18 protein-coding genes and 1 riboswitch are annotated in these 19176 nt (G+C 67.1%); of the genes, 12 read left to right on the forward strand and 6 right to left on the reverse strand.

The genetic code is table 11. The annotated features are described in order from the left end of the window. The first annotated feature begins 23 nt into the window (after nucleotides 1-23). Both ABEA10_RS11545 and nicT read left to right on the forward strand, forming a co-directional pair. On the forward strand, nucleotides 24-1526 hold the full coding sequence (locus ABEA10_RS11545) for an FAD-dependent monooxygenase (RefSeq protein WP_345461509.1): 1503 nt from the start codon (nucleotides 24-26) through the stop codon (nucleotides 1524-1526). Nucleotides 1527-1596: 70 nt separating this feature from the next. Next, a riboswitch (cobalamin riboswitch) is annotated at nucleotides 1597-1764 on the forward strand. A gap of 26 nt (nucleotides 1765-1790) precedes the next feature. Then, nucleotides 1791-2879 (forward strand): Nickel transporter NicT, encoded by a 1089-nt coding sequence (gene nicT / locus ABEA10_RS11550; RefSeq protein ID WP_345461511.1) that lies wholly within the window; start codon nucleotides 1791-1793, stop codon nucleotides 2877-2879. A 291-nt stretch (nucleotides 2880-3170) separates the two neighbouring features. Here the strand turns inward: nicT and ABEA10_RS11555 are convergent, their stop codons facing one another. Together ABEA10_RS11555 and ABEA10_RS11560 are read right to left on the reverse strand one after the other, a co-directional pair. Next, nucleotides 3171-4016 (reverse strand): SCO4651 family lipoprotein, encoded by an 846-nt coding sequence (locus ABEA10_RS11555; protein ID WP_345461514.1) that lies wholly within the window; start codon nucleotides 4014-4016, stop codon nucleotides 3171-3173. 619 nt (nucleotides 4017-4635) lie between these two features. Further along, nucleotides 4636-5565 carry a helix-turn-helix transcriptional regulator gene (locus tag ABEA10_RS11560; protein WP_345461517.1) on the reverse strand — a complete coding sequence of 310 codons (930 nt, stop codon included), beginning with the start codon at nucleotides 5563-5565 and terminating at the stop codon, nucleotides 4636-4638. Between the two features lie 173 nt (nucleotides 5566-5738). Here ABEA10_RS11560 and ABEA10_RS11565 point away from each other — a divergent pair, with 173 nt between their 5' ends. The 6 genes from ABEA10_RS11565 to ABEA10_RS11590 all read left to right on the forward strand — a co-directional run bounded on the left by ABEA10_RS11565 (nucleotide 5739) and on the right by ABEA10_RS11590 (nucleotide 12392). Next, nucleotides 5739-6431 (forward strand): SDR family oxidoreductase, encoded by a 693-nt coding sequence (locus ABEA10_RS11565; RefSeq protein WP_345461520.1) that lies wholly within the window; start codon nucleotides 5739-5741, stop codon nucleotides 6429-6431. A gap of 349 nt (nucleotides 6432-6780) precedes the next feature. Next, nucleotides 6781-8091 carry an ABC transporter substrate-binding protein gene (locus ABEA10_RS11570; RefSeq protein ID WP_345461523.1) on the forward strand — a complete coding sequence of 437 codons (1311 nt, stop codon included), beginning with the start codon at nucleotides 6781-6783 and terminating at the stop codon, nucleotides 8089-8091. A 4-nt stretch (nucleotides 8092-8095) separates the two neighbouring features. After that, nucleotides 8096-9094 carry a carbohydrate ABC transporter permease gene (locus ABEA10_RS11575; protein WP_345461526.1) on the forward strand — a complete coding sequence of 333 codons (999 nt, stop codon included), beginning with the start codon at nucleotides 8096-8098 and terminating at the stop codon, nucleotides 9092-9094. Further along, the gene (locus tag ABEA10_RS11580; protein WP_345461529.1) at nucleotides 9094-9924 is read left to right on the forward strand and encodes a carbohydrate ABC transporter permease; all 831 of its coding nucleotides are present in this window, start codon (nucleotides 9094-9096) and stop codon (nucleotides 9922-9924) included. The genes ABEA10_RS11575 and ABEA10_RS11580 overlap by 1 nt, the downstream gene beginning before the upstream one ends. Further along, the gene (locus ABEA10_RS11585; RefSeq protein ID WP_345461532.1) at nucleotides 9921-11363 is read left to right on the forward strand and encodes a glycoside hydrolase family 1 protein; all 1443 of its coding nucleotides are present in this window, start codon (nucleotides 9921-9923) and stop codon (nucleotides 11361-11363) included. Before ABEA10_RS11580 ends, ABEA10_RS11585 begins: the two co-directional genes overlap by 4 nt. A 6-nt stretch (nucleotides 11364-11369) precedes the next feature. Further along, complete coding sequence (locus tag ABEA10_RS11590; protein ID WP_345461535.1) at nucleotides 11370-12392, forward strand: LacI family DNA-binding transcriptional regulator; 1023 nt, start codon at nucleotides 11370-11372, stop codon at nucleotides 12390-12392. 122 nt (nucleotides 12393-12514) lie between these two features. Here the strand turns inward: ABEA10_RS11590 and ABEA10_RS11595 are convergent, their stop codons facing one another. Together ABEA10_RS11595 and ABEA10_RS11600 are read right to left on the reverse strand one after the other, a co-directional pair. Further along, nucleotides 12515-12865, reverse strand: a complete 351-nt coding sequence (locus tag ABEA10_RS11595; protein WP_345461538.1) for a hypothetical protein — start codon at nucleotides 12863-12865, stop codon at nucleotides 12515-12517. A gap of 21 nt (nucleotides 12866-12886) precedes the next feature. Further along, complete coding sequence (locus tag ABEA10_RS11600) at nucleotides 12887-13540, reverse strand: TetR/AcrR family transcriptional regulator (protein ID WP_345461541.1); 654 nt, start codon at nucleotides 13538-13540, stop codon at nucleotides 12887-12889. Between the two features lie 179 nt (nucleotides 13541-13719). On the opposite strand from ABEA10_RS11600, the gene ABEA10_RS11605 reads away from it, so the two are divergent. The 4 genes from ABEA10_RS11605 to ABEA10_RS11620 all read left to right on the forward strand — a co-directional run bounded on the left by ABEA10_RS11605 (nucleotide 13720) and on the right by ABEA10_RS11620 (nucleotide 16474). Next, nucleotides 13720-14223 carry a carboxymuconolactone decarboxylase family protein gene (locus tag ABEA10_RS11605; RefSeq protein WP_345461544.1) on the forward strand — a complete coding sequence of 168 codons (504 nt, stop codon included), beginning with the start codon at nucleotides 13720-13722 and terminating at the stop codon, nucleotides 14221-14223. A 137-nt stretch (nucleotides 14224-14360) separates the two neighbouring features. Further along, a complete protein-coding gene (locus ABEA10_RS11610) occupies nucleotides 14361-15008 on the forward strand; it encodes a nitroreductase family protein (RefSeq protein WP_345461547.1) in 648 nt (215 codons plus the stop codon). A gap of 86 nt (nucleotides 15009-15094) precedes the next feature. After that, nucleotides 15095-15967, forward strand: a complete 873-nt coding sequence (locus ABEA10_RS11615) for an NADP-dependent oxidoreductase (RefSeq protein WP_345462210.1) — start codon at nucleotides 15095-15097, stop codon at nucleotides 15965-15967. A gap of 123 nt (nucleotides 15968-16090) precedes the next feature. Beyond that, nucleotides 16091-16474, forward strand: coding sequence for an MmcQ/YjbR family DNA-binding protein (locus ABEA10_RS11620; protein WP_345461550.1), 384 nt, complete (start codon nucleotides 16091-16093; stop codon nucleotides 16472-16474). Nucleotides 16475-16561: 87 nt separating this feature from the next. Here the strand turns inward: ABEA10_RS11620 and ABEA10_RS11625 are convergent, their stop codons facing one another. Both ABEA10_RS11625 and ABEA10_RS11630 read right to left on the reverse strand, forming a co-directional pair. Continuing rightward, nucleotides 16562-17953, reverse strand: coding sequence for a glycoside hydrolase family 10 protein (locus tag ABEA10_RS11625; RefSeq protein WP_345461553.1), 1392 nt, complete (start codon nucleotides 17951-17953; stop codon nucleotides 16562-16564). Between the two features lie 31 nt (nucleotides 17954-17984). Next, nucleotides 17985-19013 carry a lytic polysaccharide monooxygenase auxiliary activity family 9 protein gene (locus ABEA10_RS11630; RefSeq protein ID WP_425550893.1) on the reverse strand — a complete coding sequence of 343 codons (1029 nt, stop codon included), beginning with the start codon at nucleotides 19011-19013 and terminating at the stop codon, nucleotides 17985-17987. Nucleotides 19014-19176: the final 163 nt, after the last annotated feature.

Genomic DNA, 19176 nt, shown 5'->3' on the forward strand with positions numbered 1-19176 from the left:
GAGAGACGTGATGGAGGTAGGCGATGAATATCGAGGAAGTGCCGGTGCTGGTGGTGGGCGGCGGGCCGGTCGGCCTGACGACGGGGATGTTCCTCGCCCACTGGGGCGTCCGGCCACTGGTCATCGAGAAGCGAGACGCGATATCCACGGTGCCGCGTGCGAGCACGAGCCTTCGCACCCTGGAGGTCTTCCGCTCCGTCGGCCTGGGACCGGTGCTGGAGCAGGTCGGCTGGGAGGGCGGCCCTCCCCTGCGGACGGTGTTCAAGGACCGTGGGCTCGGCGTCACCCTCCACGAAGGACGGCTGCCTGCGCCGTACGCCGAGCGGCTCAAGACCTGCAGCCCGGTGAACCCACGCCTCGTCCTGACCCACGACCAGGTTCAGCGCCTGGCGCTGGCGGAACTCCGGCGCCACGGCGGCGAGGTCCGGTTCGGCGTACGGCTGGTCGACCTCGCCGCCCATACCGATCACGTACGTGCACGGGTCGTCGATGTCGCCACGGGCCAGGAACGACAGGTCAGGGCCGCTTACCTCATCGGCGCCGACGGGGCCGGCAGCGACGTGCGCGCCAGGCTGGGGATCACCATGCCCGACCGCAGCGTCATCTCCCATCTGAACACCGCGTTCTTCCGCGCCGATCTCGGGCCCGTCCTGCGGGATTGGGGGACGCACATGTGCTTCGTGCGCAACGACGCGGTCTACGCCACGTTGATGTCGAAGAACGGCCTGGACCAGTGGTCCTCGCACATCATGGACTATCCGGGCAAGCCGGACGGTCTCGCCGACCTGACCGAGGCAAAGACGCTTGAACTGCTGTCAGCCGCGATCGGGGACGGAACGATCCCCATCGAACTGCACACCGTCAACGCGTGGGAGGCCGCCATCGGCATGGCCTCCTCCTTCCGGCAAGACCGCGTCTTCCTGGCCGGTGACGCCGCCCATGTACAAAGCTCGGCAGGCGGACTCGGCATGAACACCGGAATCCAGGACGGGCACAACCTCGCCTGGAAGCTCGCCGCGGTCCTGCACGGGCCGTTCACCCCGGCGCTCCTGCGCACCTACGAACCCGAACGCCAGGCCGCCGCCCGGGCCTCCCTGTCTCTCTCCCGCCGAATGCATCAGGGCTACCAGTCGCTGGAAGGCGACCCGGACACTCTGTACGACAAAGCCGCCGTCGACTACCTGCGAGGCATGATGTTCTACGGCTATCCCCCACACGACGGCACCATCAATGTCCTGGACGACATCGTCCGGCCCGGCCACCGCTTCCCGCACCGCTGGACAAGCCCCGCCGGCCAGGTCTCCACGCTCGACCTGATCGGCTCGCACTGGACCCTCTTCACCCCAGCCGATCGCCGGCGATGGCGAACGGTGACCGGTTCAGCCGGCGTCGACCTGCCCGTCCACGTGCTTCCCACGATGGACGACACCGCCCTCGTCAGGCCCGACGGCTTCGTGGCCTGGCACGGCACCTCACGAAAGTCGCTCCTCGACGCTCTCCATGACCTGGGACTGAGGCACCAGTGACCGACACGCCCTGACGACTCTGCGCGGCGGGTGCATGATCAACCAGCCTTGCAGGCTTCGTGCTTCCGTCGTACGTTGTGAGCGCCGTGGTGTTCGGGAAGCCGGTGAAGGACCGGCGCGGCCCTCGCCACTGTGATCGGGTGCACTGTCCACGCATGCCACTGGGCCCGTTGGGCCTGGGAAGGCGGGCGGTGCGAGACCCGTCAGCCAGGAGACCGGCCACGGCACCGACGCAGTCGTCCACGAGGTGCTGGAAGGCGAACCATGACCTCCCGTCTGTCCACGGTCCTTTCCGCGTTGAGCAGACGGGACTGGCTCCGTCTCGCCGGGCTGCTCGGCGTCATCGCCGCGCTGCACGTCGTCGCCTGGGGCGTGCTGATTCTGCTGGTCGCGCCCCAGCATTACACGATCGGCACCAAGGTCTTCGGCGTCGGTCTGGGCGTCACCGCATACACCCTGGGCATGCGCCATGCCTTCGACGCGGATCACATCGCCGCGATCGACAACACCACCCGCAAACTGATGGCCGACGGCAAGCGCCCTGTGTCGGTCGGGTTCTGGTTCGCGCTCGGACACTCGAGCATCGTCATCGCGATGGCCGCGCTCATCACCCTGGGCACGCACATCGCCGGCACTCTCATGAACCAGGACTCTGAGACCCATCAGACACTCGGGCTGATCGGTACGAGCATCTCCGGCGGCTTCCTCTATCTGATCGCCTTCCTCAACCTGCTCGCCCTGATCGGCATCCTGGCGGTCTGGCGCACGATGCGCCGTGGCGAGTTCGACGAGCAGGCGCTGGAGGCACGGCTGGACCAGCGCGGTTTGTTCAACCGCTTCCTCGGCCGCCTCCTGCGCGCCATCGGCCACCCCGCCCAGATGTATCCGATCGGCCTGCTGTTCGGCCTCGGCTTCGACACCGCCACCGAGATCACCGTGCTCGTCCTGGCCGGCAGCGGCGCCGCCGGCGGCCTGCCCTGGTACGCCATCCTCATCCTGCCCGTGCTCTTCGCCGCCGGAATGAGCCTGTTCGACACTCTCGACGGCACCTTCATGAACTTCGCCTACCACTGGGCCTTCGCCAACCCGGTCCGCAAGGTCTACTACAACCTCACCATCACCGGCCTGTCGGTCGCCGTCGCGTTCGTCATCGGCACCATCGAAATCGTCGGCCTGCTCCACGACGACGCAGGCCTGGACAGCCCGGTGACCAACTGGGTCGCCGGGCTGAACCTGGACAACGTCGGCTTCATCATCGTCGGCCTGTTCGTCGCCGTCTGGGCCGCCGCGATCGCCTACTGGCGGCTGGCCAAGGTCGAGAACCGGTGGACCTCACGACCCGACGAGGGCTGACGCGTCGTTCATCGGTTTTCCGGGATACGGCGGCTGACATCGGCGGCGTAGGTCATCCAGTCGCCGGAGGATGCGCGTTGCCGTTGGACTGCGAATTTGATGTGGATGCCGAGCATGCGGGCGAGGATGGCGGCGGGGACCTCGGTGGCGAGTTGGAAGAGGCGGTGGAACGGGTGGGGCCGGGCTGGATGCCGATCTGGTGGAGGCGTTCGGCGAGGCGGTAGAGGCTGATCGGCCGGCCGGGGCGGCCCCACGGGTCATCCTTCCCGCGGGCGCCGCTCGGGCTGAGCGTCAGATCGGGATGTTCTTCGTGGCAGGGCCGGGGAGGTTCTTCAGGTCGTTCGAGGGCGGCGTGGTGATCGAGACCGGGGTGTCGAAGGTGGAGTAGTTCATGGTCGCGTTGATCCGGTGCTTCGCCCCGCGTTTGCCGACCATGTTGACCTTGCGGACCAGTTGGTGGTCGTCGATCCAGACTTCGAAGTACGGGGTGGTGCCGAACGGTCCGTAGACCGCCTGTGCCTCGGTACGTTCGGTGGGGTCCAGCTTGGCCAGCGCCTCGCTGAGGGCGAACGTTCCCTGGTAGCGGGTGGTGGCGGTCCCGCCCGTCGTCTCCCGGCCGACCAGGTGCACGTCCTTGGACGCGGTGAACATCCTGGCGTGCAGCAGCGGGTCCGGCTGGTGGATCTGGGCCAGCAGGGCCACGACGTAGGTGTCGGTCGGCTTCAGCCCGCTGAGCGGGATGCCGATCCAGGATTTGTGGATGACCTCGAGCAACTTCCGGTTCTTGATGTACAACTTGTCCCCGAGCAGGAGCTGGGTCGAGTCCGAGGTGGCGTTCCCCTCCTCGTCAAAGAAGGGGACGGCGTACTTCAGGGCCTGGTCCTTCGACCGGCTCGTGATCTCGCCGAACAGGTGTTTCCTGGTGCTGCCCACGACGGTGGAGACGGAGACCGAGGCCTGGTAGGTCTGCACGGAGCGGAGCCGTTTCGCCGCCTGGTCCAGCGCCTCAGCCGCCGTCACGGGCGAACCCTCGACGCGGCTGGTCTTCTTCCCGCTTCCGCTCGCCGAGCATCCCATCAGCGATACGACCAGCGCGAGCCCGGCGGCACCGGCCATGTATCGACCGGCCATCGTCATCACAGCGCGTTCCTCCGATTCACGGCCACGACGTCGTGGCCACTATCAGGACGCACTGCGATGCCGATCCGGTTACCCGCCGGGAGCCTGCGCGTGTTCCCTGACACGCGACCGTCCGCTCCGTGCGCTGTGCCCGGTCGCGCCGGCCGAACCTACAGCGGCTACGTCGCTCGCACGATGGAGACCATCGGTGGCCCGGGTGTCGGCGGCCGATGCTGATTCCTCGCTCGTCGCCTCTTTGGCGGGGCTATCCGGGCCTGTGAGCGTCAGGCCTCCGCCTTCGCTTCGGCCGGCCACTTGTCGCGTGCACTGAGCAGCAGCGCGCCGAAGCTGTCGTTGGGCAACAGGTCGCCGCCGCGTTCGCAACGTGCCCGCGTTGGTCGGCATCTCGGCCCAGCCGTCGCTGACCAACAGGAAGTTGCGGTAGCTGGGCGGCAGCGGGACGCCGAGTCGCTGTCTCGGCGGCGCGGACCGCGTCCTCGCCCGCAGGCTGTGTGCCGGGCCGTTCGGTGCCCGGAACACTTTCCTTGCAGTCGGCAGGACCCTCAGCAATTCCTGTCGTTGCAGGTCAAGGACACTTTTTGTATTTCTGATCAATCCCTCTCATGAACGCGTGAGGTCAGCGGGGCGGGCGGATCGGTTCCGTGGGTGAGGTCTGCGGTGCCGACCAACTGGCGAGGAGTTTGAGGCGGTCCTCCGAGGGGGTGCCCGGCTCGGAGGTGTAGATGATCAGGTCGTGTACGGCCCGTTGAGGCAGGGGCAGGTTCAGGGAGCGGAAGGTCATCTCCAGCCGGCCGACTTCGGGATGGTTCAGCCGCTTGACGCCTTCGTGATGGATTCGGACATCGTGACTGGCCCACATGGTGCGGAAGTCGGGGCTGAGCGTGGACAGTTCGCCGACAAGCTCACGCAGGGCCCGGTCGTGAGGTTCACGTCCGGCTTCGGCGCGGAGCATTGCGACCGTGGCCCTCGCGCCTTCCTCCCAGTCGACGAAGAAGTCGTGGGAGCCGGGGTCGAGGAAGAAGTAACGGGGGAAGTTGGCGCAGCCCCGGTCGCCGGTGGTGTCGCTGTCGAACATCGGTGAGTACAGGGCCCTGCACAGCGCGTTGCTCGCGACGATGTCCAAACGGCCGGTGCGTACGAAGGCGGGGGCCATGGTCATGGAGTCCACCATCCATTGGACGGAAGACGGGATCTTGACGTCCTTGCGGCGGTGTGACCTGCGGCGGGTGGGGCGAGCCGCCTTGGCCAGATCGAGCAGGTAGGTGCGCTCGTCCTCATTGAGGAGCAATGCCCGCGCGACCGCTTCCAGCACGTCCTCGGAGACACCGCTGATGTGGCCCTTCTCCAACCGCGTGTACCACTCGGTGCTCACGCCGGCGAGGGCCGCGACCTCCTCGCGCCGTAGTCCCGGAACCCGGCGGCGCCGGCTGGTGGGCAGTCCGACCCGCTCCGGGGTGAGCTTGGCGCGTCGGCTGATGAGGAAGTCACGGATGTCCGAACGGTTGTCGGTGGGATCACCGGTACGGCTTTCGGACGGGGGTTCCATTCGTCCAGCGTACTCATGGTCCGGCCGATAGGGAGGTTGCGTTCATACCCCCCATAGACGCGACCTTGCCCGCCTCTGACGGCGCCGATTTCCTGGGGTCGGCGCACTTGAACGCGCTCCTTCATCGCGGGCCGCCGTCCGCCGTTCCCCATCCACACCTCAGGAGCATGACCATGGCCAGCAAGACCGTACTGATCACCGGCGCGACCAGCGGTATCGGCGCCCACACCGCGCGGCTGCTCCTCGACCGCGGCCACCGTGTGGCCGTCACCGGCCGCAACGAGAGCAAACTGAAGACTTTCCTCGACGAGACCGGCCACCCCGACCGGCTGTTGGGTCTTGTCGCGGACGCGGCAGACTGGCAGGCCACCGAGTCGGTCGTGACCCGCACCGTGGAGCATTTCGGTGCCCTTGACGCGGCGGTGGCCAACGCCGGATTCATGTCCGGTGACTCCATCGGGGTCGGCGACCCGACACTGTGGTCGCCCATGGTCCTCACCAACGTCCTCGGGCCCGCCCTGCTGGCCCATGCCGCCCTGCCCCACCTGGAGGCCACTGGCGGACGGCTGGTGCTCATCGGCAGCGTCGCCGGGCTGAAGAACTCTCCCGCCAATCTCTACTCGGCCACCAAGTGGGCTACCACCGGACTCGCCGAGAACCTGCGTCTGCACGCCACGACCCGCGGCATCGGTGTCACTCTTGTCAACCCCGGCATGATCGACACACCCTTCTGGCAAGGCGCCGGCGTTCCCCCCTTCGCCCTGCCTCCCCAGCCCATCGCCGAGGCCATCTGCTTCGCCCTCGACCAGCCGGCGGGCGTCGACCTCAACACCCTGACCATCCGGCCCATGGGCCAGCCCGTCTGACCACGCTCGGTTGCCACACCACGCTGAGGCTTGTCGGCGAAACAGGCCGTAGAACGACGCTCCCACGCGGCTGTTGCGTGCGGAGCGTCGACCGACTTCCGCAGGGCACGGCCCTCGTGTGGGCGGGCGAGGAGCAGATGGCACTCCGCACCCACAGCGTTCCATGCCCGCCTTCCGCATTTTGTGGAACCGATCTCACGCTGGGGCGGTCATCGAACACGAACGCATCAGCGTTCTCACGCACTCCTTGACGGGATCCTGTGATCTGAGCCATAGTCATCGGCCAGTGATGCGTGGAACCGGTTCCACGCATCGATCACCCCAACACGCCCGACCCAGGAGCGTCCCGATGCACAACCCCCTCTCCCAGCCCGGCGGCCGCCGTGTCGTACGCCGGGTGGCCGCGCTCGGCGCGGCCGCCGCCCTCGTCGTGGGGCTCACCGCCGCCTGCGGCGGCTCGAGCGGTTCCTCGAGCAAGACGGCTCTCGGCCCGGACGACACCCTCAAGATCACGACCTTCAGCGACTTCGGCTACGACAAGCTGGTCGACCAGTGGAACGCCGACCCGAAGCACCCGTTCCTGGTCAAGCAGACCAAGATTGCCGACTGGGACCCCTGGAAGCAGACCCTGACCTCCGACCTGCAGGCCGGCACCGGGCTGCCCGACATCGTGGCGATCGAGGGCGACTCGATGCCGGAGTTCCTCGCCACCGGCGCCTCCGACCAGTTCGTCGACCTGAAGGACCCGTCGCTCGCGAATCGTTGGCTGGAGTACAAGTACCAGGCCGGGCAGACCGCCGACGGCAAGCAGATCGGCTATCCGACCGACGCCGGCCCGGAGGCGTTCTGCTACAACGCCGACCTGTTCAAGAAGGCCGGCTTCCCGAGCGACCGCGACCAGGTCGCGAAGATCTTCTCGACCTGGGACTCCTACTTCGACTATGGCGTGAAGTTCGAGAGGGCCGTCCCCGGCGCGAAGTGGATCGACGACAGCGTCTCGGTCGGGCAGGCGATGCTGAACCAGACGAAGTACCCCTTCCAGACCGCCGACAACAAGGTGAACGTCGACAACAACGAGCTGCGCACGGTCTTCAATACCGTCGCCAAGTACGCCCCGACGCTCTCCACGGGCGCCCAGCAGGGCACCCCCGACTGGACCAGGGACATGGCCGACAACAAGGTCGCCACGATGCCCTGCCCCGGCTGGATGTTCGCCAACATCAAGGCCGCCGCGCCGCACTCGACCGGCTGGGACATCGCCGACGCCTTCCCGGGCGGCGGTGGCAACTGGGGAGGGTCGTTCCTCGCCGTACCGCAGCAGTCGAAGCACCAGGCCGAGGCCAAGCGGTTCGCCAACTGGCTGACCGACAAGGACCAGCAGGTCGCGGCGTTCAAGGCCGCAGGCAACTACCCGGCCAACCTCGCCTCGGAGCAGGTCCTGGCGGCGCAGAACGCGACCGATTCGTACTTCCACGGCGCGCCCACCTCGAAGATCCTCGCTAACCGGGCGAAGGCGGTCGACCCGAAGCTGCCGTACAAGGGCGACAAGTACGCCGAGGTCCTCGGTCTGTTCAAGTCGGCGATCCAGCGTGTCGACGAGGGCAAGTCGGCGGACGAGTCGTGGCGGCTGTTCCTCCAGGCCGTTGCCGGTCTCTCCTGAGTCGATGATCGACAACACTCCTGCCTCGGTCGGCACGGCGGCGGGGGCCGTGCCGGCCGAGACAGCACCTCCCGTCCGTCCCAGGCTCACGTTCCGCCAGCGGCTCTCACTCCTCGACACGAAGCTGTCGCCGTACGTCTATGTGCTGCCCTTCTTCGTGGTCTTCCTGATCATCGGGCTCTACCCGCTGGGTTACTCCGCCTACCTGTCCTTCTTCTCCTGGCCGCGGTTCGGCGTGGCGCACGGGCCCGGGGTCGGGTGGGCGAACTACAGCCACGTCCTGCACGACCCGATCTTCCGCAAGGCGCTGGTCAACACGCTCGGGATCTTCGTGATCTCGTCTGTCCCGCAGATCATCATCGCCACCATCGTCGCGGCTCTGCTCAACACCGAGTTGCGCGGGCGGACGTGGTGGAGGATGAGCGTGCTGTCGCCGTTCGTGGTGGCACCGGCCGCGACCGCGCTGATCTTCGGCTCACTGTTCGCGGACCAGTCCGGGCTGGTCAACGGCGCGTTGCACGGGCTCGGGCTGTCGGGGGTCGATTGGCACGCCAACCGTCCGGCCAGCTGGCTGGCGATCGCCACGATGGTCAACTGGCGCTGGACCGGCTACAACGCCCTGATCCTGCTCGCGGCGATGCAGGCGATCCCGAACGAGTTGTACGAGGCCGCCTCGCTCGACGGCGCCGGCCGGGTCAGACAGTTCCTGAGCATCACCGTGCCCAGCATCCGCCCCACACTGCTCTTCGTGATCGTCACCTCGACGATCGGCGGGCTGCACATCTTCACCGAGCCGCGGCTCTTCGACACGAACCTGCAACACCAGGGCGGTGCGAACTATGAGTTCCAGACGCTCACGATGTACGTCTTCAACACCGCCAACAGCTCCACCGACCCCTATCCACGGGCAGCGGCCGCGACCTGGATCGAGGTTCTGCTGATCATCGCGGTCTCGCTCGGCAGCTTCCTGCTGACCCGCGCGGCGCAACGAAGGAGCTCCTGATGGCCCGTCGTCCCGGCTTCATGACCTATGCGCTGCTGGCGGCGTTCGTCGTCGGCTCGGTATTCCCGCTGTACTGGTCGTTCGTGATCGGCTCGGTCACCAAGGAGCGCGCCGCGGCGAGCACGCCGCCACTCGTCCCGGGCGGCCACTTCTTCGAGAACGCCCGCCGCGTCTTCGATCAGATCGACTTCTGGTCCGCGCTCGGGAACTCGGTGCTGATCTCGGGCATCTCGGCGGCATCGGTGGTCTTCTTCTCCACTCTCGCCGGCTTCGCCTTCGCCAAGCTGCGCTTCCGCGGCAACGGCCCGATGATGATCTTCATCGTCGCGACGATGACGGTCCCGACCCAGCTCGCTCTGATCCCGATGCTGAAGGAGTTCAGCAACATGGGGCTCAGCGGAAGCCGTGCGGCCGTGATCCTGCCGTGGGTGGTGACCGCGTTCGGCGTCTTCTTCATGCGGCAGTACCTCGTCGACGCGCTGCCGGACGAGCTGATCGAGGCAGCGCGCGTCGACGGTGCGTCGATGTTCCGAACATTCTGGTCCATCGCGGTACCTGCTGCTCGGCCGGCCATGGCGATCCTCGGCCTGTTCACCTTCATGCAGGTGTGGACCGACTTCATGTGGCCGCTGGTGGTGCTTCAGGGCTCCGACGTCCAGACCCTGCAGACCGCGCTGGACCACCTCAAGATCGCGCCTGGTCAGGGAATCGCCGACATGGCGCTTCTGCAGGCCGGCACGGTCATGGCCACGGTCCCGCTCTTCCTCCTGTTCTTCGCCGCCGGCCGGCAACTCGTCGCCGGCATCATGCAAGGAGCCATCAAGGGATGACTTCGACATACCGCGCCTTCCCGCAGCACTTCCTGTGGGGCGCCGCCACCGCCGCCTTCCAGATCGAGGGTGCCTACGACGAGGACGGGCGTACCGACTCGATCTGGGACACCTTCACCCGGGTCCCGGGCGCCATCGTCGCCGGCGACACCGCTGAGGTCGCCTGCGACCATTACCACCGGATGCCCGAGGACGTCGCGTTGATGAAGCGCCTCAACCACGCGGCATACCGCTTCTCGATTGCCTGGCCACGGGTCCGGCCGGATGGCGGAGCGGTCAACCAGAAGGGGCTGGACTTCTACAGCCGCCTCGTCGACGAGTTGCTCGAGGCGGGCATGGTTCCGTGGCCCACCCTCTACCACTGGGACCTGCCGCAGGTGCTCGAGGACGCTGGCGGCTGGACCAACCGTGACACCGCTTACCGCTTCGCCGACTACGCCGTCAGCGTGTACGACGCACTCGGCGACCGCGTCGAGGCGTGGACCACGCTCAATGAGCCGTGGTGCTCGGCGTTCATGGGCTACACCGGCGGCCAGCACGCACCAGGTCGTCAGGAAGGGGCCGCCGGGATCGTCGCCGCGCACAACCTGCTGCTCGGGCACGGCCTGGTCGTCGACGAGGTGCGTCGCCGCGCCACGCCGGACCGTCGGCCGCAGCTCGGCATCACGCTCAACCTCACCGTCGCCGACCCGTTCGACCCGGCGCGGCCCGCCGACGTCGACGCGGCCCGGCGCCTCGACGGACTGCACAACCGGGTCTTCCTCGACCCGCTCCTGCGGGGGAGGTACGCCGACGACCTGGCCGCCGACACCGAGGGCATGGCATTCGAGGGGCGGCCGTGGTCGTCGTACGTGCACGACGGCGACCTCGCGCTCATCTCGGCGCCGCTGGACTTCCTGGGCGTGAACTTCTATCACGGCGACGTACCCGCCGCGCTGCCGTACGACGCGGCCCCCGACGAGCTGCTCGGGAGCCGGATCCAGGGGCCGGCGCGGCCGCGAACCTCGCCGTACCCGGGCGGAGGGTTCGTCTTCCCGCGCCGCGGGCTGCCGACGACCGCCCGCGATTGGGAGATCGATCCGGCCGCGCTCACCCGGCTGCTCGTCCGGCTGCACGAGGAGTACGCCGCACCTCCGATCTACATCACCGAGAACGGTGCGATGTGCGACGACGTCGTCGTCGGCGGGGAGGTGCACGACGACGCTCGCCGCGACTTCATCGAACAGCACCTGCACGCCACGCTCGACGCGATCGACGCCGGCGTCGACGTCCGCGGCTACTTCGTATGGTCGCTGCTCGACAACTTCGAGTGGAGCTACGGGTACGGACACCGCTTCGGCATCGTGCACGTCGACTACGAGACCCAGGCGCGGACCCCGAAGAACAGCGCGTTGTGGTACGCCGACGTCATCGCACGCAACGCCGTTCCAGTACCGTAGGCGGCGATGGTGCGGTCCGAGGGCGAGACGCCCACGCTAGATCAGGTTGCCCGGCTGGCCGGTGTCAGCAAGGCCACCGCGTCGCGTGCGGTCAACGGCGGGGCGCGGGTCAGCCCGCAGGCTCAGGCGGCCGTCGACGATGCCGTACGGCGACTCGGTTTCATCCCCAACGCCGCGGCCCGCTCGCTCGCGACCCGGCGTACGGGCTCGATCGGGCTGATCGTGCCGGAGTCGGACGAGCGGATCTTCGCCGACCCGTTCTTCGCGCGGATGCTGCACGTGGTCACGAGGTCGGTGAAGGCGCACGACCTGCAGCTGGTGCTGCTGCTCACCCAACCGGGCAAGGAGGAGCAGCGGCTGATGCGGTACCTGCGCGGCCGGTTCGTCGACGGTGTCGTCGTCGCCTCGCACCACCGCGGTGACCGACTCGCGAAGAGCCTGGCCGACCTCGGACTGCCGACCGTCTTCATCGGGTCGCCTTGGACGAGTACCGATCGTGTGTCCATCGTTGAGAGCGACGGCGTCGGCGCCGGTCGTCAGGCGGCACGGCTGTTGATCGACCGCGGCTGCCGGGCCATCGGGACGATCGCCGGCCCGGCCGACATGCACGCCGGCCACGACCGGCTCGAAGGCTGGCGGCAGGAGCTGAGCGAGGCCGGACTGGGCGTCGACGCCGTCGTGCACGGGGACTTCACCGAGGTCGGCGGCGCGCGAGCCTGCGGCGTTCTCCTCGACGAGTTCCCCGGTCTCGACGGCATCTTCGCCGCGTCGGACCTGATGGCCGCGGGCGCGATACGCGAGCTCGCGGCGCGCGGCCGGCGGGTCCCCGAGGACGTCGCCCTGGTCGGGTACGACGACCTCGGGACCGCCGAGCGGACCGACCCGCCGCTCACGACCTTCCGCAACCCGATCGGCGCGATGGCGACCGAGGCGATCCGGCTGCTGGCCCAGTGGATCGACGAGGGCCCCGGTGAGCCACCACGCCGGATCGTCTTCGCACCAGAACTCGTGCGACGCGCCTCCGCCTGAACGAGCGCAGGCGCGCGTTGATCTTGCTACGCCGTTCTGGTGCTCGCTGACGTCTTGCGTGGGGCCGGCCAAGACCGACGGGCCGGCGGCCGCATGTGTTCAAAGCGGTCTACTGACAGGGGTCAGCTCGGCACGTCGATCAGCACATCATGGAAGTCGCCGATCGACAGGATGACCTTGCCGTTCTGCAGGAGTTTGTAGTCCCAGAGCTTAGGGAGTTCCTCGAGGGACGGCTCCAATTCGACGAACAGCTCCCGGACGGCCGGTGTCAGCGGTCCGGCGAACTCGACGGCGTCGCGCATGCCACTCCAGGGACCCACCGTGACCTCGGGCAGCGCCGCGAACTGCGCCCGTCCATAGCTGAGCGGGCCCTCCCCGTCCGGCATGCGCACCCGGAACTCGTCCGCGCGGTCCAGGTGGGCACGCAGCAGCGCTCTCCACTCTTCATCGGGAACGACTCCCACATATCGCATCGACACACCGGCGACCAGCGGCTACCGAGCTTGAAGTACGCCGGCGTCGTGAGACGTCGCGAAGGTCTGCACGTAGTCGATGGCCGTCTGCAACGCATCTTTCAGTGGAGTGATGTCCCGTGCGACCTGGGCGAGGAGCATGCCGCCCTGGAAGGCGGCAAGGAGCAGATTGGCCAGCTGCGTGGGATCTGCCTCGGCGCTGATGCGGCCGAGTTGCTGCATGCGCTCGATTCCATCGCGGAAGATGCCCCTCCACTGGTCGAACGCGCTCGCGAGCTCGTCGTGAACGTCAAGGTCCGTCTTGATGATCTCGCTCGCCAGGGAGCCGAGGCTGCAGCCTTCCTGGTAGGCGCGCTCGTAGCCGATGTAGAAATCCGCCCACGCCCGGAACGCGTCGAGGTTGTCGAAGCAGGCGAATCGCTCGCCGCGGTGGAACCCGAGAACGCGCTCGGCCTGCCAGGCGATCACGGCAAGGACGAGACTCTCCTTGGTCGGAAAGTAGTGGTTGAGCTGCGATCCGCTGACGCCGGCGGCCCGGCGGAGCTGTTCGTTGTTCGTCGCGTGGACCCCCTTGGTGTAGATGAGCTCCGCGGCGTGCTCCAGGATGCGGGCCCGCGTCGCCTGTCCCTTGCCGGTGAGCTTGTGGGGCTCCCGAGCTCCTGAGGTGGGTTTCATGCTTCAGACGATACCCGGATTGGGCTTGACAGCCCAGTCTCGAGCGGTGTTCACTTCAGGAAGTGGGCTGACAAGCCCAAAAAATCTCAAGCGCAAACCCAGGCTGACGACCACTCACTGGAGGCTGATTCGCCATGTCACGACTGAACGCTCCCTCTCCTGACGACGTCCCGGACGAGGTGGAGGGCGTCCTCGACAACCTCGGTGCACAGTTCGGCTTCGTCCCGAACATGTTCAAGACTCTCGCGTCGAACCCGACCGTGCTCGACGTGGTCATGACGCTGCAGGGCACTTTGAGTCGGGTTCTGGACGCGAGGACGCGGCACACCATTGCGCTGGCGGTGTCGCAAGCCAACGGTTGCGGTTACTGCCTGGCGATGCACACCCACGTCGCGACGAAGTTCGGTGGCATGTCGGCCGAGGACGTCGAGCTCGGCCGGGCCGGGAGTTCGGTCGATCCCAAGCGTGCGGCGGTCGCTCGTTTCGCGCAGCGGGTGGTGGAGAGCCGCGGTCAGGTCAGTGACGCCGAGCTGGCGGCGGTGCGAGGTGCCGGGTACACCGACCCGCAGATCCTGGCGATCGTCACGGTGGCGGTGCAGGCCCAGTTGACCAACTTCATCAACAACCTCAACCAGACCGACATCGACATCCCCGCCGTCAGTGCGGCCGGTACGCCGGGATGAGCATCGGCGTCCTCCTCCAGCGATCGTCACCGCCGTCGCACCGACACCGGTCAACGTCCTCATCTCCCCGGCGGATCGCCCGCGGCAAGAACTAAGACGCGAGCCCACCACTCATCGCAAGAAGAAAGCAGGTTGACATGGATCTCGACAAGCTCATGAGCAAGCACCTCACCAGGTATTTCGACCCCAGCAAGACCATCCCGGCAGAAACCCTTCAACAGCTGCTGAGATTCCTGCGGTCCACGCCGTCGTCGACGAACATTCAGCCCAACCACTTCTACGTCCTCGCCACGCCCGAAGGCAAAGAGCGCCTCGCGGCCAACCTGGGCGAACGGTTCCAGGACAACGGCGAGAAGATCCTGAACGCGTCGCACACCGTCATCCTCACCACCCGGGCGGACCTGCCCGACAGCCACATCGAGGCGGTGTTCACGAAGGAGAGGGCCGACGGCCGGTTCCCCGACCCGGCAAAGCAGGAGCTGTGGGAATCAATGACCCGAGACTTCCTCAACCTGCGCAACTACAGCTACAAGGACCTGAACCACTGGATGGAAAAACAGACCTACATGGCGGTGGGCCTGACCATGATGGCGGCCGCCGAACTCGGCGTCGAAGCCACACCACTGGAAGGGTTCGACCCGACCAGCGTCGACAAAGCGTTCAAAATCCGCGAAACCGGACACACCACGACCGTGCTGCTGGCCCTCGGCTACCCCGACCCGGAGAAGGTCTACACCAACCCGATCTCACGATTCGACGCCGACCAGCTATTCACCTTCATCTGAACATCCGCCCGGGGACAAAACCAAGGAAGGGGACAATCTCGATGAAAGCCATTGTGGTAACCGACCAGGCCGCGGGGACGGCCGGGATGACGCTGACGGAGCGGCCCGAGCCGCCCGCCGCGATCAACGACGTGATCGTTCAAATCCACGCATCGGGCTTCGTCCCGACGGAGATGGAATGGCCATCGACCTGGACCGACCGCGCCGGCCGTGACAAGACACCCTCGATCCCCGGCCACGAACTGGCCGGCGTGGTCACCACCCTCGGCTACGGCACGACGGGACTCTCGATCGGGCAACGCGTATTCGGCCTCGCCGACTGGCACCGCGACGGCACCCTCGCCGAATACGTGGCGATCGAAGCACGCAACCTCGCACCACTACCCGGCGACGTCGACTTCACCGTAGCCGCCTCCCTGCCGATCTCCGGACTGACCGCATGGCAAGGACTGTTCCAACACGGCCACCTCCAACCCGGCCAGACCATCCTCGCCCACGGCGCGGCCGGCGCGGTCGGAACAATGGTGACCCAACTCGCACGCGAAGCCGGCGCATACGTCATCGGCACCGGACGCACCACCGACCGCCAAAAAGCACTCGACTTCGGCGCACACGACTTCCTCGACCTCCACAACGACGCACTCGAAGACATCGGCAGCGTCGACCTGGTCTTCGACGTCATCGGCGGCGACATCCAACAGCGATCCGCCGCCCTCATCAAACCCGGAGGAACGCTCGTATCCATCGTCGGCCCGGTCGAGGCACGACCCACCAACGGCCTGGCGATCGACTTCGTCGTCGAAGCCGACCGCACCCAACTAGGCGAAATCATCCAGCGAGTACGCGACGGACGACTCCGAACCAACATCGGCGACATCGCAACCCTCGACGACGCCGTCACCGCCCTCAACCCGACGGAACGACGCAAGGGGAAGACAGTCATCCGCGTACGCCCGTAGGGAGTGGACGGCCACAGCCCGACCGGCGGTCATGCGCCGCCGTTCGTGGCGGCCGTACGGGAGACGCCACCTTGTCCCTGGCCGGGCGGTCAGGGCACTCGATCGACAGAGGAGTTGATCACCTTGGACGGACAGGAGCTTCAGAAGATCGCGGGCGACTGCACTGTGGGACTGCCCGGCGCCGAACTGGAGCATCGTCTCGACCCCGACTGGTACCTCTACAAGGTGCGCGGCAAGGTCTTCATGCTCATGACCGACATGCCGGGGCGCCCCGTCGTGATCCTGAAAGCTGATCCGGACGACGCCGCAGCCCTGCGTGAGCAGTACGCGGACATCACCCCCGGCTATCACATGAACAAGCGGCACTGGATCACGGTGGAAGGCGGGGGCACCATCGACGAGAAACTGGTGAAGGAGCTCGTGCTCGACTCCTACCGTCTCGTGGTCGGCGGGCTCCCCAAGTCCGAGCAGCCCGTGGATCCGCGCACCTACGACCGCCGCGCCTGACCTCCGTCATCCGCGTCAGCGGCGAGGACGGTCGCGGCGATCACCCAGGCACCCTGGGACGGCCTGGGTGATCGGGTGCGGCGGTGGTCAGTCGCAGGCAGTGCCGTTGAGCGTGAACGCGGTCGGCGCGGTGTTGGAAGCGCTGTAGGTGAAGTTCGCGCCGATCGAGGTCGAGGCACCGGTGGCGAGGGTTCCGTTCCACCCGGCGTTGGTGATCGTGACGTCCTTTCCGGACTGCGACCAGGTGCCGTTCCAGCCCTGCGACAGCCGCTGGTCGCCGGCATAGGAGTATTTCAGGGTCCAGGCGCTGATGGACGGGCCTTGGTTGGTGATGGTGATGTTCGCGGTGAAGCCGGATCCCCAGTCGTTCGTCGAGTAGGCGACCTCGCACTTCGCGGTGCCGCCGCCCCCGCCGTCACCGGAACCGCCCAGGGCGGTGGCGATGGCGTCGTAGACGGAAGGCTTCTTGTTGAGGTTCTCGTCCCACGGCAGCGCCGAACCTTGGCCGTTGAACGTCCCCGGCACCCACGAGTACTTGTCGGTGTAGTCCCAGATGGTGATCCCGACGCACCGGGCGACGGCGATGCACGCCTTGGTGACGTTCGCGTAGTAGGTGGCCTGCGTGGCCACCTTGGCGGAATCCGCGGGCAGCTCCATCCGTACGTCCAGTTCGGTGATGGCGACGTCCACTCCGAGATCGGCGAAGCGTTGCAGGTTGGCCTGCATGCCCGGTGGGAACCCGTACTGCACCGCGAGGTGCGCCTGGAAGCCGACGCCGTCGATGGGCACGCCCTGCGCCTTCAGCGATTTGACCAGGTTGTACATCGCGTCGCTCTTCGCGCCGCTGCCTTCGGTGTTGTAGTCGTTGATGTACAGCTTGGCGTTCGGGTCGGCCGCGCGGGCGGCGCGCAGGGCGGTGGCGATGTAACCGGAGCCGAGCGTGTTGTACCAGAGGTCGGACCGGTACGTCCCGTCCTCGTTGAACGGCTCGTTGACCACGTCCCAGGAGTAGACCTTGCCCGCGTAGTGTCCCGCGACGTTGGCGATGTGGTTCTGCAGGATCGAGGTGAGCTGGGTGGCGCTCCAGTTGCCGGAGGTGAGCCAGCTCGGGAGCTGGTTGTGCCAGACCAGCGTGTGGGCGCGCACCATCATGTCGTGCGCTTCGGCGAAGTCGACGACGGCGTCGCCCCTGGCGTAGCTGAACTGGTTCTGCTGGGGCTCGGTCGCGTCCCACTTCATCGAGTTGCCGGGTGTGGTGGAGCCGAACTCTCCCCCGCCGAGGATCGCGGTGTACGCGCTGTCGGAGAGTTCGGGGTTGTCGGTGGCCGATCCGAAGTACTTGCCCTGGGTCCGGGCGAGCTGGTTCAGCGTCGACGCGGCGGAGGCCGAGGGCGCCGTTAGTGCCGTGAGCGCCGCGAGGACAGTGACCAGTACGGCCAGTACGGCCAGTACGGCCACCGGTCGTCGCCGGGATGGCATCGCGTTTCTCCCTTTCATGACAGGGCCGGACCTACGGGCTGGCGCAGGTGAGGGTGGGGGCCGTGGCCGGGCCGTCGGCGACCAGCCCGAATGTGGTCGATCCGCCCACGGGGACCGACCGGTTCCAGTCGGCGTTCCGTACGCTCGCCAGGTCGCCACTGACGGTGAGGGTGCCGTTCCAGACGCTGTTCACCGTCTGACCATTCGGCGGCAGCCAGCTCACCGTCCACCCGTTCAGTGCCGTATCGCCCGGGTTGCTCACGGTCACCTCGGCCTGGAATCCGCCGGACCAGGAGTTCGTGACCGCGAAAGTGGCATCGCAGGGTCTGGCTCCGGGATCGCCTCCCTGGCCGACGCCGGTGACCTCGCCGTTACCGCCGTCGAAGACGACGTCGGAGCATCCATAGAAGGTCTCGTTGCTGTCGGACCGCTGCCAGACGGAGTAGATGATGTGCCGTCCGGTCTTGTTCGCCGGCAGGTTGCCGGACCAGTAGTAGTAGCCGTCGACGCTGCCGGTCGGGCCGGTGCTCGGCGGGTGGTCGGCGACGAGGAACGGGGAGGACTCCACCTCGTCCCACGTCAGCGGCTTGGTCGGATCCCAGCCGTCTTTCGTGACGTACAGGTAGAAGCTGCCGGGATGCGCGGCCCACTTGTTGTAGCGGAAGTCGAAGTTCGCCCCGCTCGTCAGGTGGGTGACCGGCCAGTCCGCGCTCGGCAGGTCGAAGCCGGTGTAGTTCGGGTTGCCGCCGGCGCACAACTGCCCGTCCGGGATGAACCCGCGGGTGCGGCCGGCGCCGTCCGAGCGCAGAACCGCGAACCAGTTGTACAGCGAGTTCGTGCCGCTCTGCGCGACCGCGGCCGCGCACGCCGGGTTCCGCGGGACGATCTCGCCCGTTTCGGTGAGCCCGTCCTCCCAGCACAGGAACGTACGGCTGCCCGGCTGCATAAAGGCGCCGTGTGCCATGGCCGACCGGGCGGTCAGCAGATTCGCCCCCACCAGCGCCGCGACGAGCATCGACAGCACGAGGGCGATCGCCCTTTTCCGTTGTCTCCTCAACATTCTTCCCTTCGACCGCCAGCAGAGGGTGACGAAAGCGCGCTCAGATCGAGCATCATGCTTCCCCGCGATATATCAAGTGACCTCGGCGGTCGATCCACAGGAAGGCCTCTCACCTGCGCGTTCATTGGTCGCCGGACCCGGTCGCAATGAAAACTCATGAAAG

The sequence above is a fragment of the Actinoallomurus oryzae genome (genome assembly GCF_039541955.1).
In the GTDB taxonomy this organism is placed as follows: domain Bacteria; phylum Actinomycetota; class Actinomycetes; order Streptosporangiales; family Streptosporangiaceae; genus Actinoallomurus; species Actinoallomurus oryzae.

Bases quoted from the DNA above. Each gene is read 5' to 3' on its own strand.
- ABEA10_RS11545 (WP_345461509.1), top strand. From the start codon at position 24: ATGAATATCGAGGAAGTGCCGGTGCTGGTGGTGGGCGGCGGGCCGGTC.
- nicT (WP_345461511.1), top strand. From the start codon at position 1,791: ATGACCTCCCGTCTGTCCACGGTCCTTTCCGCGTTGAGCAGACGGGAC.
- ABEA10_RS11555 (WP_345461514.1), bottom strand. From the start codon at position 4,016: ATGACGATGGCCGGTCGATACATGGCCGGTGCCGCCGGGCTCGCGCTG.
- ABEA10_RS11560 (WP_345461517.1), bottom strand. From the start codon at position 5,565: ATGGAACCCCCGTCCGAAAGCCGTACCGGTGATCCCACCGACAACCGT.
- ABEA10_RS11565 (WP_345461520.1), top strand. From the start codon at position 5,739: ATGGCCAGCAAGACCGTACTGATCACCGGCGCGACCAGCGGTATCGGC.
- ABEA10_RS11570 (WP_345461523.1), top strand. From the start codon at position 6,781: ATGCACAACCCCCTCTCCCAGCCCGGCGGCCGCCGTGTCGTACGCCGG.
- ABEA10_RS11575 (WP_345461526.1), top strand. From the start codon at position 8,096: ATGATCGACAACACTCCTGCCTCGGTCGGCACGGCGGCGGGGGCCGTG.
- ABEA10_RS11580 (WP_345461529.1), top strand. From the start codon at position 9,094: ATGGCCCGTCGTCCCGGCTTCATGACCTATGCGCTGCTGGCGGCGTTC.
- ABEA10_RS11585 (WP_345461532.1), top strand. From the start codon at position 9,921: ATGACTTCGACATACCGCGCCTTCCCGCAGCACTTCCTGTGGGGCGCC.
- ABEA10_RS11590 (WP_345461535.1), top strand. From the start codon at position 11,370: ATGGTGCGGTCCGAGGGCGAGACGCCCACGCTAGATCAGGTTGCCCGG.
- ABEA10_RS11595 (WP_345461538.1), bottom strand. From the start codon at position 12,865: ATGCGATATGTGGGAGTCGTTCCCGATGAAGAGTGGAGAGCGCTGCTG.
- ABEA10_RS11600 (WP_345461541.1), bottom strand. From the start codon at position 13,540: ATGAAACCCACCTCAGGAGCTCGGGAGCCCCACAAGCTCACCGGCAAG.
- ABEA10_RS11610 (WP_345461547.1), top strand. From the start codon at position 14,361: ATGGATCTCGACAAGCTCATGAGCAAGCACCTCACCAGGTATTTCGAC.
- ABEA10_RS11615 (WP_345462210.1), top strand. From the start codon at position 15,095: ATGACGCTGACGGAGCGGCCCGAGCCGCCCGCCGCGATCAACGACGTG.
- ABEA10_RS11625 (WP_345461553.1), bottom strand. From the start codon at position 17,953: ATGCCATCCCGGCGACGACCGGTGGCCGTACTGGCCGTACTGGCCGTA.
- ABEA10_RS11630 (WP_425550893.1), bottom strand. From the start codon at position 19,013: ATGTTGAGGAGACAACGGAAAAGGGCGATCGCCCTCGTGCTGTCGATG.